The 16,215-nt window shown below is 52.7% G+C and carries 14 protein-coding genes and 5 tRNA genes; 6 read left to right on the top strand and 13 right to left on the bottom strand.

The window, feature by feature from the left end; all coding sequences use genetic code 11:
* Positions 1 to 8: 8 nt before the first annotated feature.
* Positions 9 to 1,502: a DHA2 family efflux MFS transporter permease subunit gene (locus CBW46_RS17190; protein ID WP_089201220.1), complete on the bottom strand. Its 1,494-nt coding sequence runs from the start codon at positions 1,500 to 1,502 to the stop codon at positions 9 to 11.
* Positions 1,503 to 1,664: 162 nt separating this feature from the next.
* Between CBW46_RS17190 and CBW46_RS17185 the strand changes: the two genes are divergently transcribed.
* Positions 1,665 to 3,335: an ABC1 kinase family protein gene (locus CBW46_RS17185; RefSeq protein WP_089201219.1), complete on the top strand. Its 1,671-nt coding sequence runs from the start codon at positions 1,665 to 1,667 to the stop codon at positions 3,333 to 3,335.
* Between the two features lie 136 nt (positions 3,336 to 3,471).
* On the opposite strand, the gene CBW46_RS17180 is transcribed toward CBW46_RS17185, so the two are convergent.
* From CBW46_RS17180 to CBW46_RS17140, 9 genes are all read right to left on the bottom strand, one after another.
* A complete protein-coding gene (locus tag CBW46_RS17180) occupies positions 3,472 to 4,695 on the bottom strand; it encodes a YeeE/YedE family protein (protein ID WP_089201218.1) in 1,224 nt (407 codons plus the stop codon).
* Between the two features lie 73 nt (positions 4,696 to 4,768).
* Complete coding sequence (locus CBW46_RS17175; RefSeq protein ID WP_243633376.1) at positions 4,769 to 6,619, bottom strand: electron transport protein; 1,851 nt, start codon at positions 6,617 to 6,619, stop codon at positions 4,769 to 4,771.
* A gap of 291 nt (positions 6,620 to 6,910) precedes the next feature.
* Positions 6,911 to 7,684 (bottom strand): substrate-binding periplasmic protein, encoded by a 774-nt coding sequence (locus CBW46_RS17170; RefSeq protein WP_089201216.1) that lies wholly within the window; start codon positions 7,682 to 7,684, stop codon positions 6,911 to 6,913.
* Positions 7,685 to 7,846: 162 nt separating this feature from the next.
* Positions 7,847 to 8,455 carry a class I SAM-dependent methyltransferase gene (locus CBW46_RS17165; protein WP_089201215.1) on the bottom strand — a complete coding sequence of 203 codons (609 nt, stop codon included), beginning with the start codon at positions 8,453 to 8,455 and terminating at the stop codon, positions 7,847 to 7,849.
* Between the two features lie 209 nt (positions 8,456 to 8,664).
* Positions 8,665 to 8,744 (bottom strand) — tRNA-Leu (locus tag CBW46_RS17160).
* 11 nt (positions 8,745 to 8,755) lie between these two features.
* A tRNA-Leu gene (locus tag CBW46_RS17155) sits at positions 8,756 to 8,841 on the bottom strand.
* Between the two features lie 51 nt (positions 8,842 to 8,892).
* Positions 8,893 to 8,974 (bottom strand) — tRNA-Tyr (locus CBW46_RS17150).
* Between the two features lie 4 nt (positions 8,975 to 8,978).
* Positions 8,979 to 9,054, bottom strand: a tRNA-Asn gene (locus tag CBW46_RS17145).
* A 4-nt stretch (positions 9,055 to 9,058) separates the two neighbouring features.
* A tRNA-Ala gene (locus CBW46_RS17140) sits at positions 9,059 to 9,134 on the bottom strand.
* 360 nt (positions 9,135 to 9,494) lie between these two features.
* On the opposite strand from CBW46_RS17140, the gene CBW46_RS17135 reads away from it, so the two are divergent.
* Positions 9,495 to 10,460, top strand: coding sequence for an MBL fold metallo-hydrolase (locus CBW46_RS17135; protein WP_089201214.1), 966 nt, complete (start codon positions 9,495 to 9,497; stop codon positions 10,458 to 10,460).
* A gap of 369 nt (positions 10,461 to 10,829) precedes the next feature.
* On the top strand, positions 10,830 to 11,228 hold the full coding sequence (locus CBW46_RS17130; RefSeq protein ID WP_243633370.1) for a type 2 periplasmic-binding domain-containing protein: 399 nt from the start codon (positions 10,830 to 10,832) through the stop codon (positions 11,226 to 11,228).
* 245 nt (positions 11,229 to 11,473) lie between these two features.
* Here CBW46_RS17130 and CBW46_RS17125 read toward each other — a convergent pair whose 3' ends face one another.
* Positions 11,474 to 11,698, bottom strand: coding sequence for a hypothetical protein (locus tag CBW46_RS17125; protein ID WP_089201213.1), 225 nt, complete (start codon positions 11,696 to 11,698; stop codon positions 11,474 to 11,476).
* A gap of 161 nt (positions 11,699 to 11,859) precedes the next feature.
* On the opposite strand from CBW46_RS17125, the gene CBW46_RS17120 reads away from it, so the two are divergent.
* The 3 genes from CBW46_RS17120 to CBW46_RS17110 all read left to right on the top strand — a co-directional run bounded on the left by CBW46_RS17120 (position 11,860) and on the right by CBW46_RS17110 (position 14,811).
* Entirely contained in the window at positions 11,860 to 12,267 is a 408-nt protein-coding gene (locus tag CBW46_RS17120) for a hypothetical protein (RefSeq protein WP_089201212.1), read from the top strand.
* 382 nt (positions 12,268 to 12,649) lie between these two features.
* On the top strand, positions 12,650 to 12,958 hold the full coding sequence (locus tag CBW46_RS17115; protein ID WP_089201211.1) for a LysM peptidoglycan-binding domain-containing protein: 309 nt from the start codon (positions 12,650 to 12,652) through the stop codon (positions 12,956 to 12,958).
* A gap of 215 nt (positions 12,959 to 13,173) precedes the next feature.
* A complete protein-coding gene (locus CBW46_RS17110; RefSeq protein WP_243633369.1) occupies positions 13,174 to 14,811 on the top strand; it encodes an alkaline phosphatase family protein in 1,638 nt (545 codons plus the stop codon).
* A 30-nt stretch (positions 14,812 to 14,841) separates the two neighbouring features.
* Here the strand turns inward: CBW46_RS17110 and CBW46_RS17105 are convergent, their stop codons facing one another.
* Both CBW46_RS17105 and CBW46_RS17100 read right to left on the bottom strand, forming a co-directional pair.
* Complete coding sequence (locus tag CBW46_RS17105) at positions 14,842 to 15,231, bottom strand: YmaF family protein (RefSeq protein WP_089201210.1); 390 nt, start codon at positions 15,229 to 15,231, stop codon at positions 14,842 to 14,844.
* Positions 15,232 to 15,331: 100 nt separating this feature from the next.
* Complete coding sequence (locus tag CBW46_RS17100) at positions 15,332 to 16,123, bottom strand: protein-glutamine gamma-glutamyltransferase (protein WP_089201209.1); 792 nt, start codon at positions 16,121 to 16,123, stop codon at positions 15,332 to 15,334.
* Positions 16,124 to 16,215 lie beyond the last annotated feature (92 nt).

The raw sequence follows: 16,215 nt of genomic DNA, 5'->3' as shown, positions 1-16,215 counted from the left end.
ATTCTAGGCTACACTTTGTTGGGCACCGGATCCCGGACGGGCTCGGGATTCTTGGCGAACCTTGTTTCACGAATAAAGAACGATAAAACGAGCGGAATCACCGTTAAAATCGTTGCGACCATAAACGCGTCGTTAATGCCCATCACCGTAGCTTGGTCCGTCGCCAGCTCCACCTGAGCCGGATCAGTTAGCGGCATTCGGCGGTCACTGACAATTTCGTCCAGATGGGCCGCCGCCTGGTTAGTCATAATCGATACGAAGAACGCAGTACCGACAGCACCGCCGACCATCCGCAGCGTGTTGACCATCGCTGTGCCGTGCCGATTCATTTCGAGCGGCAGCTCATTAAGCCCCGCTGTGAAAATCGGCATCATCATCAGCGACATGCCGAACATCCGTGCAGTGTACACATAGGTCACATAGGCGAAGGAGGTGGTAAGTTCCAGCCGCGTCAGCTCGTACGTGGTCACCAGAGTTAGCAGTAAACCCACGATCGCAAGCCATCTCGCACCAATTCGATCGAAGATTCTGCCTGTGATGGGCGACATAATCCCCATTAGAATACCGCCAGGCAGCAGCATGAGACCGGACATTAGCGGAGAAAATCCACGCACATTTTGCATGTAGATAGGGATCAATATCATGGCCGAAAACATCGCCAGCGTTATAATGACATTGATTATGGTGGTGAGGGTAAACATCGGATACCGGAATATTCTGAACTCCAGAATCGGATGTTCTATTACCAGCTGCCTCCACACAAATAGGATAAGCGCCAAGCCTCCCACGGTGAACATGGTAATGACCTCCGGACTTCGCAAGCCGGCACTGCCCACAGTGGCAAAAGCATATAAAAGACCGCCAAACCCGACGGTGGACAGTATCACACCCAACACGTCCAACTCCGGTCTGCCCGTTTCCGTCACATTCTTCAGCATAAATATGGCCGCGATCAAGTTCAGCACAGCTATGGGCAATATGATAAAAAACAGCACGCGCCATGAGTAAGTCTGCACAATCCATCCGGATAAAGTCGGCCCGATCGCTGGCGCGAAGTTCAGCGCAATGCCAAGCGTGCCCATGGCGGCGCCGCGCTTGTCCGCGGGGTATAACGTGAAGATCACATTCATGATCAATGGGAACAGAATGCCGGCTCCCGCAGCTTGCACGAGGCGCCCAATAAGGAGAACTGAGAATGTGGGCGCTATGCCACAGATCAGAGTGCCGACGGCGAACAGAGCCATCGATGTGTTATACAGCTGCCTCGTGCTGAAACGTTCAATCAAAAAAGCTGTGACGGGTATGACAATGCCGTTAACCAACATAAAGCCCGTGGTTAACCAATTGGCTACTGTCGCCGAAGTGTTGAAGTAGATCATAATTTGCGGCAGCGCGATGTTGATCAGTGTCTGATTTAAAAAAGCGACGAACGCCCCGACAAACATAACGGCGAAAATCGGCCCTCTCCCAACGGCACCAGCTGCCAATGCACCTCTACTCATCTCCCAGGCTACCTCCTCCGCGATCAGTTCACATTAATACGTCTAGTATTGCCATAGCACGGAAACATGATGAATCCTTCTTCCTTCTCACCGCTAGCCGGACTAGTTTGCATTAAGTTGAATCGGTTTCCACATAATAGGGGCGGAAAGGATGATGTTGACGTGATCGGCAAAAGAATTCGCCATCTTAACCGGTACCGGGATATCGCGGTTGCTCTCACCAGGCACGGCTTCGGATTTATCGTGGAGGAACTGGACATTTTTCATTTCTTATCCCTCCCCCACAAAGCCGGCGGCGCAGCGCAGAAGGATGAGAAGTATTCCATTGCCGAAAGAATCCGGCTGGTTGTTCAGGATTTGGGACCGACCTTTATTAAATTGGGCCAGATTGCGAGTACACGGTCTGACATCATACCCGATCACATAATTGCGGAGCTGCAGAAGCTGCAGGATCAAGTAGCGCCCTTCGCCTTCGATGAAGTACAGAAAACATTGGAATCACAGCTGCGTATCACAATGGCCGACACCTTTTCCCGCTTCGAGTCAGAGCCGCTCGCCGCCGCCTCGATTGGGCAAGTACACTTGGCGGTATTACAAGACGGCCAGCCCGTAGCGGTCAAAATACAACGGCCCGGCATAGGTCAAACGGTACGCACGGATCTGGAAATACTGCAAAATCTCGCCGTCCTCGCCGAAGCACGGTTCAAGTGGGCCAAGCAGTACCAAATACACAGAATGGCACAAGAATTCAGCCGAGCGCTGCGGGATGAACTGGATTACACGATAGAGGGGCACAACGCTGAAAAGATAGCCAACCAGTTCAAGAAGGATCCTCACGTCCATGTGCCAAAAGTATATTGGGAATACACGTCCAAAAAAATATTGACTACCGAATTTGTCGAAGGCATAAAGCTCAACGACCCGGACAGGCTGCTATCCCATGGCTACGAGCCGCAAAGAATCGCCGAGCGCTTCATGAACGCGATGCTGCATCAAATTTTTATGGAGGGTTTTTTTCATGCGGATCCTCACCCAGGCAATCTGATGGTGCTGCCCGGAGAGGTACTCACATTCATAGATTTCGGGCTTGTCGGCCGATTGACGCCGGCGATGAAGCGGCATTTTGCCAACCTCATTATCGCTCTGCTGCTGCAAAGCTCTGAGGGCGTCATACGGGCGATTTTGGGCATGCGTCTGGTCCAGCCTGACGTGGATATGACGGAGCTGCGCCGGGACATCGACATGCTACGCGACAAATATGTGGGCATCCCATTTCATGAGATCAGTCTGGGAGAATCGGTGAATGATTTGCTCAATGCCGCTTATCGCCATCAGGTACAAGTTCCGTCGGAATTCGTGCTGCTAGGCAAAACCTTGATTACTGCGGAGGGCGTAGTGCGTCAGCTGGACCCTGACATCAGTATCATTGAAATTGCCGAGCCTTTCGGGCGGCTTATTTTAAAGGAACGTCTGAATCCCAAGAGCATCATGGAAAACCTAAAAGAGGACTGGTTCCAATTCAGCGACATCCTTGCACAGCTACCGCAGCATGTTAGAGACCTCATATCGCTGGTCAGGGGTGGCACAGTCGATGTGAGCATCCCTGAATTTGATATGCTGCTGAATAAGCTGGACCGCATTGGCAATCGGATCGCATTTAGCATCGTTCTTCTATCTTTCAGCATTGTCATGACGGGGATCATCGTTGTGTTTTCACTGAACAGACAGCGCAGTTTATTCTGGCACATGCCGGTGCTTGAAATAGGGGCTTTGACGGCACTGATTATGTTCGGCTGGCTTATTCATTCGATATTCCGCTCAGGCAGGTTTTGAGCGACATCCGAAAAATTTCATTCACAGCAAAAAGGCGTGTAAGCAGCCTCAGCTGTTCACACGCCTAAATCAAACTATATGCTGCCGGGCAGCGTTCTTTCTCCTTGAATGCAGCGCCAGCAGTTGTGTTCTGCTGTTATTCTTTATTGCCACCGTCGAATGCACATATAGGACGGAGCTTCACTCCGATGATGCTGCCCAACATAGCCGCCACCATCCATGCCCAGCCATGTAGGCTGAACGAGGCAATGCCTCCGAAGTACGCTCCAATGTTGCAGCCGAACGAGATGCGCGCGCCATAGCCCATCATGATTCCGCCGATGAGCAGGCCGACCACCATTCTGAGCGGAACACGGCGAATAAATCGTGCCGCTTTGCCGCTCAAGCCCAACGCGAGCAGAGCCCCCAGCATAACCCCAATGTCCATAACGGATGTCACGTCCTGGATGATGCTGTTATTTAACGCCGCAGCATTGGCTGGTGTTTGCCAGAATCCCCAATCCGTGACCTGTATGCCAAGCGCCTGCGACACTTTGGCTCCCCACAGGGCGAACGCGGATGTAACGCCCCATGGCTTACCGGAGAGATACAGCACGATGCCGTTGCCGAGCGCCAACACAATGCCTCCGATCATTAACGGCCAAGGCCCTGTCAGCAGAGTCTTCCAGCCTTTCCATTCGAACCGGAGCGATTGTATGCTGCCTGTGCGCCGTTTTTCAACGTATAAGGTGACGGCAAAGACGATGGCCATCAACAGTACATTGAACAGCAATCCTCCGAACGCTCCGAAGGAATTAACGAACGATACCGGACCGATATTCGGCGTCCCCATCCACCAAGTGAAATCAGCGCTGCCGATAACCGAGCCTGCCACGAAACCGAGCAGCGTGATCACACCGCGAGAGTCTCCGCCGCCGATATGATAAAGTGTGCCGGACGCGCACCCGTCCCCCATTTGCATACCGATACCGAAAATAAACGCACCGATTAATACAGACAACCCCACGGGAGACACATACCCCGTCACCTGCTGGCCGAATAAGCCTACTAGCTGAGGCAGGAACAGAAGGTTGGCGAGCATAAACATAATCATTTGCGATCGGATGCCGACGCCGCGGCCTTCAAGCAGAAAGCTCCGAAACGAGCTGGTGAAGCCATAGTGAGCGTGATACAACGCCAATCCGAGGACGCCTGCGATTAAGTATAGAGTACCTTGCGTATACGATACTGTATCAGCGAGAAAGAAGAATCCAAGAATGAATAGCATCAAAGTCACAATTGTGATCGGGCGATTCATCGTTGTTTTCTTCACTTTCAGAGCCGAATCAAGCTGCACAGCATTTGCTCCTGATGCACTCATTAGATCTCCCTCCTTTTTTGTATTTTAGTTTTCTATAATACCACTTCTCCCATCGGATTTCTAGAGCTTAGTATTATTTGTTAGCAGACCGCTGCTCGGCCCACTGGCCTTGCAGAGAAAGCAAGTATTGGATCAGCGCGTCCTGCTCCGATTTGGTGAATCCCGCAGACTGGTCCACCCAATACTCATGTCCGATCCCCGCTGCGTGCACGCGCGCCAGCTCCGGTTCCCGTTTGTTTGCATCAACTACGTTTCGCCTTAGATCACGGTCGACTAAAGCTTTCAAGCTGTTTGCCGGATCGGGCAGTATACCCTTGGCCAGCGTGCCTGGTATCCCTAATTGTGAAGGGTCGGACCCCGCAGCCACGCCCCCATCATGCAGGTACGGAGCGGTCCATCGCAGTCCGAGAAGCCCTTTAACTTTATAACCTCCTGGCGAATCGCCGTGCGCGTAAGCAAGTTTTATCTGCGCCGGATCCAAGTGAGCGGTCGGCACCTGCAGAACCTTCGCGCCCGGCGGGACAGGAACCGGCGTGTCGGGACTGTATATGGATGCAGCACCGAACAGATACTCAGTTTTCTTTAGAGCTTTCGCACGAGAAGGCTCGGTTCCGATTGTCTCGGCTGAAACAACGCGGTGGTTGGTGAACGCGGCCCCGGAATGACAGGATAAGCATTGCGCACGTTGAAATACCCGCTCACCCTGCTGCAGCGTTGTAGCATCCGTTGCGCTGGTACCGCGTGGGGGAATAATCGTATTTTGATACGCAGCCATTGCGTTTACCTGCTCACCCACTTTAAAGCCCGGAGAACTGATAAATAAGCCGTCCGGCGCCATCATCGTGAGCTTGGGGAACGATGGAGGTTTTATCATTTCGTTCACGCCGGGTGTTCCCGGATTAGGATCGGCCTTCGCAAAAAACTCCGATGGCTTCAGCCCGCTCGCGGGGGCATACCGAAACGCAGGATTGGGCGCGTTTTGCAGCAACGTGCCGAGATACACTTCTCTCTCCATGCCGAATAAAGCCTCGCTCGCTTCCACTTGGGCCAGAGAGTCCGAGTTTTGGGCATGAACGTTGTTACTGAACGCGCTCAGCCCGTGGAACGGACCGGCAGCTGCAAACCCGCTCCAGCCGTATGGATGTCCGTCCTTTGTGAATGAGTCCGGAATCTGCGCCGGATTGCTCTTCATATCGATGGTAGAATCAAAATTTCCCTTTGGCCACTTGACTAAGTTGGCGTCCACCGCCTTTTCCAGCTCGGCCGGATCCGGCAGCGCGCTGGCGCCGCCCGTGGATGTAACCACAGTGCGGTTTACATCCTTTATGTATTTCGTGACATTCTCCACGTCGGTGTGGGTGAAATACGCGGCTGAATTGGTTGCCAGAGCCATCAGCAGTCCCGCGTTCAGGTCAGCATTGGGTGCGCCTTCAATGACCATTTTCGTATCGGGATCCACGGTCGCATGGCAGGCCATACAGCTGATGCCCACTCGCAATTGTCCGCGTGAAAATTTCACAGGCATGCCTAACGGAGCGTACACACCTTTGGGCACATCGATGCCTGTGTCCACCTTCTCTCCTTTTTTGTACGACCGGTCACCGAGTGTCACATCTTCCGCGAGCTCTACCTGTAAATTGGTGGTGCCCGCGCCTTTCAATTGTACGATGGCTTTGGCCATGTTCGTGATGGTAAAAGGACCATCTACGATTCCCATAATGTCGGTGAGGAAGACTTCGTTACTAAACGTTTCCTTGTACAAGGTGTCCCGGCCTAATTTCAGCAGCTTTTCGTCAATCGCGACCGCACCGTTGTGCGGTGTTAAGCCGGCGCTTTCGGCGGCGGTTTCGGTCAGGGTCTGTCCCCATACGTCATACTGCTTTTCCCCGTTCACCTGACTGTCTTGTGCGGGCGGCGGGTTCATCAGCTTGTCCTGTGGCGGGATGTACGCATATTCCGGCTGCCAGCGATAGAAGGCCACGAGCGCCCCGACGGCTAATACGACAGGTATGACATAGAATAGTGTTCTCCAGGTTTTCACGGTCGATCACCTTTTTCACATTAAGTAATAATCATGCGGTTAAAAGCAAAACGAGCCTCCGGTCGAACGACTCGAAGGCTCTTCATCCAATCCACCGGCAACCCGGCCGCGCATCTCTCCCCCGAGGCAGAAATCACAGCAGGGGCTGCGGCCCCGGCAGACGTGGCGGAAGGATCACTGCCCCGGCAGTTTTTTCGGCTGACCGCCCATCCATTTTGCGTACAACGACTCATAGGTGCCATCGTTGCCTACCGCGGTGATGGCTTGGTTGATTCTGCCGATGTATCTGCTTTCTTTTGTTGCCATCACTCCATAGCTTTCCTTATTCAGCACCTCTCCCACCATTTTCACTTTGCCGTCGCCGGTCGTCTGCATAAAATGATGCACGCTGCGTTCATCAAAAATAACGGCATCCACCTTTTTGTTTTTCAGTTGGTTGTATGCTTCGGAAATGTCGGCGTAGCCCCGGACTTCTTTCAACCCTTCAATGCCGCCCGCATACGTGTAGGCGCTCGAGCCGGTCTGGGTTGCTACGACCTTGCCGGCCAGCCCCTTTTTATCTTGGATATCGGTGTTGTCTGCCGTCGTCAGAATGACCAGTCCCGTTTCAAAGTATGGTTCCGAAAAGGCAAAATTGTCCTTCCGGGCTTTGTTGACCGTCAACCCCGCGATCGCCAGATCGACCTCGCCTGATGTAACGGCTTCGTTCAATTCAACGGCCTCCATCGGCACCAGCTCATACTCAATGTTCGCCTTCTCCGCGATGGCCTGCCAAAGCTCTACCTCGAAACCCTTTATTTCCCCGCCTTCGGTGTATGTAAACGGACGGAAGTTGTTTTCAACGCCTACTTTGAGCGGCTTGTTGTTGGAGCACCCTGCGGTCGCGGCCAGTGCCAACAAACAGATCAACAGAAAGACCCTATTTTTGATAACAGTTCCGAAACGCATGCTGCGCCTCCTTTTTAGAAAAAAATTATCTGTCCGGACACACTTAGGGTATTATGTGTCAAATGCTCGGACCGATATGCAGAGCACACGGCCTCGCCATCGCTGACCGTGATCTGTACGACTAGTGTAAATTTGTAATGGTGCTGCCGGAGCCGTATCAGCTTACGTTTTATGCTTCGGTCTGGCTGCGAAGAATAATTCATTGTACAAGAAACATTTTTTGAACCTCTTCAGTACGCTGCACTCATAGTCGTGCTCCTCAAACAGCCGCAGGTAATCCTGTTCATGGCGGATGAAATCGCCTTTGTCATACCATTGCATGAACCGGTTGCACACCGGATTTTTATCATTGAGGTGCGGTTCCATCACAATAATCATGCCGGTCGGCTTTAACACCCGAGTGAATTCTTTCATATATTGCGCTATTTCATCGGACGAGATGTGATGCAGTACCGCGATTATAAGAATGTAATCGATCATGCCATTATCTACCGGCAGCCTGCTATCCTTCAGCACGCGAAAATTGTGCCCGGGATACAGCGATTTGGCATAGTTCACCCGTGCGGCATCCGGATCCACTCCGATATAAAACAGCGGGTTAACCATGGGCGAATTGGCCCCTGTGCCGGACCCGAAGTCCAACACATGCTTATCATTCAAATCAAAATGAGATTGCACGTGATTGTGTATGTATTTTTTCGTCACCCATCTCGGTCGCACAAACCAGTGGTAAAGCCTTGGAGCAGCATGTGATATGATTGGACTCACCATCTCTCGCCTTTTTTATAAAAATCGCACGAAAGATAATGTAACCCTGTCTGCTGAAATCAATCCTTCCAATTGGTTACAGCAGGATGAACAACTGAGCCGCCACGCAAAAAAAGGCCGACCAGACTTCGCCGGCCGACCCAAATAATATAAAAGGAGCCACTGCTGCGGCTCCCGAATCTACACCATGTCATCGTGCTATAAATATAAAATGCCGGTAGAGGGACTTGAACCCCCACGGTTTCCCTCGCGATTTTGAGTCGCGCGCGTCTGCCAGTTCCGCCATACCGGCTTGATAGGCTATGCCGGAGACCAGACTTGAACTGGTACGGTGGTCACCCACCGCAGGATTTTAAGTCCTGTGCGTCTGCCGATTCCGCCACTCCGGCGACTGCTATGCCAGCTCAAAGCTGACGTCAAACAAAATGAAACGAAGTAACTGGAGGCTGATGGATTCGAACCACCGAACTCGTAGAGAGCAGATTTACAGTCTGCCGTGTTTAGCCACTTCACTAAGCCTCCATATTGGCTCCCCGAACAGGACTCGAACCTGTGACAACTCGATTAACAGTCGAGTGCTCTACCAACTGAGCTATCAGGGAATATTGGTGGAGCCAAGCGGGATCGAACCGCTGACCTCCTGCTTGCAAGGCAGGCGCTCTCCCAGCTGAGCTATGGCCCCGCGCACATAATGCGATTGGCATTATGACGTCGGACTATTAATTTAACATATATTCAGACACGATTCAACCAGTGATATTTACCAAAATTGGTACTGCAGCACAGTTTCATACGCTAGCGACCAGGGCCTCATCGTCCCCTGAACAGATTAACAATTTATCATATCACGCGCCACGTGACAACCAGTAACTTTATCTATGATTAGCAGTTTTTTCAGAATCAAGTCGCATACAGGCACCTATTTGACTTGGCCCTTCTGCCGTAGCGACTGTCGTGTATGATTTAAAACCGGCGCGGACAAATTATTGTCACGGGATCATGTTCAGACAGAGACTTGACGCACAAAGTGAGGTATCCACCTATGAGGCGGAATGCGAGGAAACGGTATCGCAATCTTGATAATATCAAAAATAAGAAAACATGGCTCGATCTCGCAAAATGGACACGCTACCGGCCGAACAGGAGATACAAACGCAAAGAGTGGATGTTACGTGTGCCTCAAACGCACCAGGTGGAGAAAGCTTTTCTGCGTTCCAACCGGAACGAAACTACCATCAGCTGGATCGGACACTCTACCTTCTTGGTTCAGATAGGAGGACTGAACATTGTGACTGATCCAGTGTGGGCGAACCTAATGGGGTTTGGAAAGCGTCTCACTCCGCCCGGCATTGCACTGTCGGATATGCCTCCCGTGGATATCGTGCTGATCTCGCATGGCCATTATGATCATTTGCATTTCCCCTCTCTTAGGCGGCTGCCAGGAAACCCATTGTTCCTGATACCCGAAGGCCTGCAATCATTGTTTTATAAAAAAGGGCTGCAGCGCGTAGAACAATGCAGTTGGTGGGAGCGAAAAAAATGGGGAGACGTTGAATTTGTGTTTGTACCCGCTCAGCATTGGAGCAAGCGCACCTTGTGGGACAGAGACACCTCGCATTGGGGAGGCTGGGTTATAAGGAAACGCAGCACGGAGCCCGGCGGCTACGTGACCATTTATTTCGCCGGCGACTCAGGGTATTTCCGTGGATTCCGCGAAATCGGCAGGCGGTTCGACATCGATTATGCATTGCTCCCTATTGGCGCCTTTAAACCGGAATGGTTTAATCATCTGGAGCACGTAAGCCCGGAACAGGCTGTCCGAGCCTATCTTGACTTAGGGGCGTCTGCTTTTATTCCGATGCATTATGGCACGTTCAAGCTTGCCGACGACACACCTAAGGAAGCGGTAGACCGTCTTTTGTCGGAGTGGCAAAGATTGGACCTGGACGAATCGAATCTCAAGCTTTTAAAGCTGGGCCAAACACTGCGCTGCCGGCAGCTGAGGTAACGCCGTAAGCCGTGTATCGAACTCTTAACTTATGCTTACCGTCGGCCGCGCAAATTTCATCGTGCCAGCTTGCTCAGACCGCCCTCACTCCCGCTTCACCGTTCCAGCACCTCTGGACGGATCCACTGCACTCGTGTGTGCGACGCGAAATAGTTTGCATACCCGCCAGATTCAACTGCGGTCGCGCTCCCTCATCGGCGGTTTTTTCCGTTGTGTGCCCACCCTCACAGCTGCCGCATAGGCACTTCTTCCTCCGGCTGTACATACACTATAGGGACTATTGAGTACCAGTGCTTTGTTGTTTGCACTGGTTACAGTGTCACGCTTGTCATGAGCATTTCATTCATCGACAGTGAGGAGAGATACACTTTGCATTTGCAAACAGAACGGGTAACTGCAGTAAGCATACCATACCCGTCCCTCTGGTCAATACGCGCGGACATAGCCGGACGGCCGATCGTTTGGGGCACGCTGGTCATTAACTCAGTCAGAAACGGCGTTGTAGACGGTACGGTAAATTTCCGCGGGCGGCCCATTCCGATTCGGGGACATTGGGACGAGAGCTCGAAGCGCATAGCCTTCGATTCACCTTACGCAACATTCGCAGGCAGCTTGATCGTGGTTGATGAGCAGGCCATGCCGCTTAGGCATTTCGTACTTCGCGGACGTTTTAGGATGAAACCCCCATCTTTACAAGCGGGAGAAACCGGCACTTGGCTGGCTGCGACTGATGTCACGCGGCAGCTGACAGGCAAGGCTTCACAGTGACCCTGTGGCATGCACATCCCAGCCTTGCGACGCTCAATCGATGTGCTTGGTGAGATAAACACCTTCCAAGTGCGCGTCAGTCGATGCACTCGGTGAGATCCACACCTTGCCAGTGCGCGTGAATCGATCCACTTGGTGAGATCCACACCTTGCAAGTGCGTGAGTCGATACGCGATTGACTTCGCCACCGAATGCAAACAACCTACGCCATTCACGGCAGTAGGTTATTCGTTGTGTTCGCAATATCACTTTTGTTGAGCCACATATCCCACTCGGTAACAATCATATGCCAGTTGAGTCACCAGATGTTCCACATTTTCGTCTGAAACATCTCCAATGGCCTTCAGCTTCATGTACTCGTCAATCGCCTTCCCGATGTAAAAACGAAGTATTTCATCCGAGCCGGTTTCCTCGATGCTCGCAGTTGCATCCGCTAGTTTCGTCTCCATGTCTTCCACATTTCCCCCCATTGTTTATCCCCTCCTCCTCTGGCGTCAAGTCGCAGCTATAGTTTGTTTCCAAAGCCCCAAAGTATAACATGCCCATTTCACGCCCAACTTCCATGGGGCAAGTATCATGTGCGGCAGACTGTGAATAGGCTACATCATCAATCTGAATGGAGGTTTTTATCATGGCATTTCATCCTTACGCGTATCCGTTCGATCGAACACCGGTTTATCCTTATGCGCAGCCGTATCCGCCGCAGCACTATGGGATTTATCCGCCGGGAGGAGGATACCATAGCGGTCATGGCATGGGTCTTCATACCGGCGGCCATCTTTGGGGTCATAGCTTTGGTGTGCATGCAGGCGGCCATTTTGGGCTGAAAGGCACGGGGGTTCATGCCGGCGGCCATCTTGGCGATTACAGCACAGGTGTGCATGCCGGCACTAATATAAGCAGTAAAGGGGCGGGCATGCATATCGGGGGCAATCTGGGCAGCTATGCCGGAGAGCTCGGCGTAAATGTCGGGGGCCGCAAACCACAGGTGCCGACCGGCAATGCATGGCATGGATATCACTCGGCTCAACAAGACTGACCGCCGCAGCCGGTCTACCGATGCAGGTGGCAGGCTCTGCTCGGATGTAGCAACACCTTCCCCGGTATAGCCTGCCGCGCGCCACGCTACTGTTGTGCTATGCGCGCGGCTGGTCCTCCGATGCAGGCGCGCAGGCTCTACTCTGGTGCAGTCGCACCTGCCCCGGTATAGCCTGCCGCACGCCACGCCACCGTTGTGCTATGCGCGCGGCTGGTCCACCGATGCAGGTGGCAGGCTCTGCTCTGATCCAGTAGCGCCTGCGTCCGGTACGCCTTCCGCACGCCCCGCACAGTGCTGCTAGGCGCGTGAGTAGGCGTACCGGACGGTAGGTAAGCGCAGGTCAGCATCTTCCCCGATACCGTCAAAGTGGAGGAGATCTTCAATGTTATATACTGTTCAACCCGGCGATACCTTATGGGCAATCGCCGCGAGATTCGGAACTACTCCCCAGGCCATTATGCAGGCTAATGGTCTAACGGATCCAAGCCGGATTTACCCCGGCTTACGTCTGTACATTCCGACAGCGGGGCAGCCACCGGCGGGCGGGCCAACTTATCCGCCAGGACCTCCAGCAGAGCGTGAGCTCGCAAGACGGGTAACGAGGCTGGAGCGTGAGGTGCAGCGATTATCCAGTGATGTCGAGCGCTTGGATCGACGCGTTAGCCGATTGGAGCGGGACGAAGGCAGATAATGTGCCGCACACCAGCGCACACAAGCACGCAAGCACGCCAGCGCATGCCGGCACCCGTTCACGCGGGATGCCGGCTTGCTTTATTGGGCGGCCGTTGCAACACCGTATGACCCGGAACGTGAGCATCACCCGATAGCGATCAATTTTGCTAATGGCAGTGCTGTTTTCCAGACATACTAAGGGAGCGGATCAACACAACTGGGAGGCAGAGCGGCATGAATGAACGTAGATTCAGCATAAATATGTGCAAACATCGAATTCCAGCTATCGCTGTGCTGCTTGCAGTCGTTCTGCTCATCGGGTGCACGAAGCAGCAGCCTCACGAGCACGATTTATCGCAAATGAAATCATCCAACGGCGCCAAGGCCGTCAAACCCGTCATACTGATCATGGTGGATTCCTTGCTTTCTTCCTCGATAGACCGGGGCATACAGCAAAACATACTTCCCACCTTCCGCTACTTAGCCGATCACGGACAATATTACAAAGAGTTTGTCAGCTCTTTTCCAACCATGAGTGTTACTATTGACAGTACTTTGCTCACAGGCACTTACCCGGACAAGCATCGTGTACCGGGCCTGGTCTGGTACTCAGCGAATGATAAAACGCTCATCAATTACGGAACTGGAACAAAGGATGTTATGCAAAGGGGAATCAATCCGTTCTTGCAGCAAACTTTTTTTCAACTGAATGACACTCATCTAAGTAAGCAGATCACGACGATTTATGAAGACCTGGCAGCAGAAGGCCGTCAGTCGGGCTCCATTAACGGCATTATCTACCGGGGAAGCGCGGAGCATACGCTGACTTTTCCATCCTGGCTCCATGGCACAACCTCATTGCCAGCGGAACAGAAGGTTAAGGGGCCAGATTTCTTCACACTCGGCGCCTTCTCCAACCCTTTGGCCGGCGTAATTGATCTGAAAGTTAACATGACGCAGCAATTCGGCATAAATAACCAGTACGCCGCCGATGTCGCTTCATATTTGATTAAAAACAATCACGTACCCGATCTGCTCTGTGTGTATATGCCGGATTTGGACGCGGAGTTACATGAGGATGGCCCTTCTCATATGGACACCTTGAAAGACGTCGACCAGCAGCTCAATCAAATCATGCAAAGCTACGGTTCCCGCGATGAAGCGCTGAGGCAAGCGGTTTTTATCCTCGTGGGAGACAGCGGGGTCACCCCTGTCCGGCGTGCCGGCGAGCAGGCTGTGATTGAACTGCCGGATATACTGATGAATTACGAAATACTCACCCCCGGCGATACCGCCACCGACCAAACAGAAGTCGCACTTGCCTCCAACGAAGATATGGCCTATGTCTATAATTTGAATGCCAAGTACAGCATGCGAGATATTGCTGACGATTTAAGGGCGGACAACCGGATTGATATCGTGGCTTGGAAGGAAAACGGATGGATTTATGTAATGAAGGGCGGCACGCAAAAAGAAATGCAATACCGTCCCAATGGCGATGTGCACGATACTTATAACCAAAGCTGGACTGTTCAGAACGATGTGGACGTGCTTGATTTACAATGGGATCGTGCCAGACATACTGTGCAATATGGCGATTATCCCGATGCGTTGCAAAGGTTATCCGCGGCGCTCCACTCGCATCAAGGCGACTTTCTCGTGGTTACCTCCAAATACGGCTACGAGCTGGCGGACAAAAACTCACGAAGTCACACAGGAGGGGGAGCGCACGGCTCCCTGCATAGATGGGATTCTCTGGTGCCTGTGTTGATCTGCGGGACCGAACGAGCACCGAAAACCGAACGAATGGTCGATATGAAGTCATATTTCCTGGAGTTGACCGGAGCCGCTGGCCCTGCATCTGAACGTTGATCCTCAGCGGATTGTTAGTGTGCGAGCGGACTAATCTGCGTTCGCCTCGCCGGTTCTGCCGCTGTAATGGTGTGCGTGCGGAACGCTTCCGTTCACTGTGGTATTTCCTTCAAAGTAATGCAGATGGCCCCCATGCGGAAGCGGGATGGCGGGTCCGGTCACTCCGTGTATGATATGGGTATGGCCGTCATTGAATGTCGTTTCTGCGTGATAAGCGTGCGTATGCTCCACCCGGCTGGGTGCCGGCCCCGTAGTGCCGGCATAGCTGTGCGCATGCCCGGCGTCGAAGGAAGTCGTCCCGGTAAATGGATGAGCATGTACCGGTTGGCCGTCTCCAGCTGTGACATACATTTTGTGAGCGTGGTCGGCGCTTCCCTCACCCGATTCGAAAACAATACCTTTTAATGGTATTTTCTTCACGTTCTTTCACCCCGTTTGTGCACTAAAAGTTCACGTGTTTGCCTTGGTTGCGGCTCTGATCGTATTAGCACATGAATGGAAATCACAGGTTCCAGTTGCGTCAGCAAACATATTTTCGACTGCCGACTTTGGCGATGATTGGTGTTGCTTGGGCGGCCGATCGAAACTGCTGCAAATACGAAAAGTCCACCTGCGTGAATTTGTCTGTCAGGTATGCCGATCTGGTGCTGCCCGGCTCTCTGTGCCTGTTGAGGACGTTAATGATTTCTTCTGCCGAGGTCAGCCCGATGCCGTGCCCGTATAGCAGACCGCCCCCCATCACAATGGCGTTCTCGCCCCTCCACCATGGCGTAGCGGACGAAACGTCCGGGTTTTCGAAATACAGCACATCGCCGGGCACCGCTTCGCCGGGATTCGCCCTGTCGATCAGCCGCAAATCGTTGTCATACAGCCAGTCAAACAAATACACATTGGCAAACAGCCTATCAAATTGGTTTGGATCGATGGAATCCAGTGCAGCTTTATACAAGACGATCACCATGGCCGTTGCACATTCGAATGCGTACAGTCCCCCATTGACGAAAATATCCCTAATCCCGGCCTGCGGGGCAACTCCGCTGCGCAGGCGGAAGCCGCCGGCCGCTGTGCGATGCCAATACGCCTCATTGCATTGCGAGTTTTCAAACGTGGCAAACCTCGCGCCACTGCCAGCCAGTGCTCGGGCAGCCGCCACGATACGGGTTCGCATGCGCAATTCAAACATCAGACTGTCGACGGAGTTATATCTGTACACGATGGAGCTCTCTTGCTTCTGCACATAAATCATACGTTCCAGCCCGGACAGCATATGGCCGTCGAAGGCGGAGGCGCTTTGCCCTGCGATTACAATCATGGTTGGTTCCTCATTTCATAAGATCAACGTATGCTTACTCCTATTGTATGGCGAAATGTGGGAATACGTGCGGCGGTAACGGACAGTAACGG

Origin of the sequence: Paenibacillus xerothermodurans (genome assembly GCF_002220865.2) — a bacterium.
GTDB classification, from domain to species: Bacteria; Bacillota; Bacilli; order Paenibacillales; family NBRC-103111; genus Paenibacillus_S; species Paenibacillus_S xerothermodurans.
Note: the sequence above shows the minus strand (reverse complement) of the source record. Positions and strands in the feature narration are given on the sequence as shown.

Excerpts from the sequence above, each read along its gene's own strand:
- CBW46_RS17175 (WP_243633376.1), bottom strand. The coding sequence starts at position 6,619 with ATGAACCCGCCGCCCGCACAAGACAGTCAGGTGAACGGGGAAAAGCAG.
- CBW46_RS17110 (WP_243633369.1), top strand. The coding sequence starts at position 13,174 with ATGAATGAACGTAGATTCAGCATAAATATGTGCAAACATCGAATTCCA.
- CBW46_RS17170 (WP_089201216.1), bottom strand. The coding sequence starts at position 7,684 with ATGCGTTTCGGAACTGTTATCAAAAATAGGGTCTTTCTGTTGATCTGT.
- CBW46_RS17165 (WP_089201215.1), bottom strand. The coding sequence starts at position 8,455 with ATGGTGAGTCCAATCATATCACATGCTGCTCCAAGGCTTTACCACTGG.
- CBW46_RS17125 (WP_089201213.1), bottom strand. The coding sequence starts at position 11,698 with ATGGGGGGAAATGTGGAAGACATGGAGACGAAACTAGCGGATGCAACT.
- CBW46_RS17190 (WP_089201220.1), bottom strand. The coding sequence starts at position 1,502 with ATGAGTAGAGGTGCATTGGCAGCTGGTGCCGTTGGGAGAGGGCCGATT.
- CBW46_RS17135 (WP_089201214.1), top strand. The coding sequence starts at position 9,495 with ATGAGGCGGAATGCGAGGAAACGGTATCGCAATCTTGATAATATCAAA.
- CBW46_RS17180 (WP_089201218.1), bottom strand. The coding sequence starts at position 4,695 with ATGAGTGCATCAGGAGCAAATGCTGTGCAGCTTGATTCGGCTCTGAAA.
- CBW46_RS17115 (WP_089201211.1), top strand. The coding sequence starts at position 12,650 with ATGTTATATACTGTTCAACCCGGCGATACCTTATGGGCAATCGCCGCG.
- CBW46_RS17120 (WP_089201212.1), top strand. The coding sequence starts at position 11,860 with ATGGCATTTCATCCTTACGCGTATCCGTTCGATCGAACACCGGTTTAT.
- CBW46_RS17100 (WP_089201209.1), bottom strand. The coding sequence starts at position 16,123 with ATGATTGTAATCGCAGGGCAAAGCGCCTCCGCCTTCGACGGCCATATG.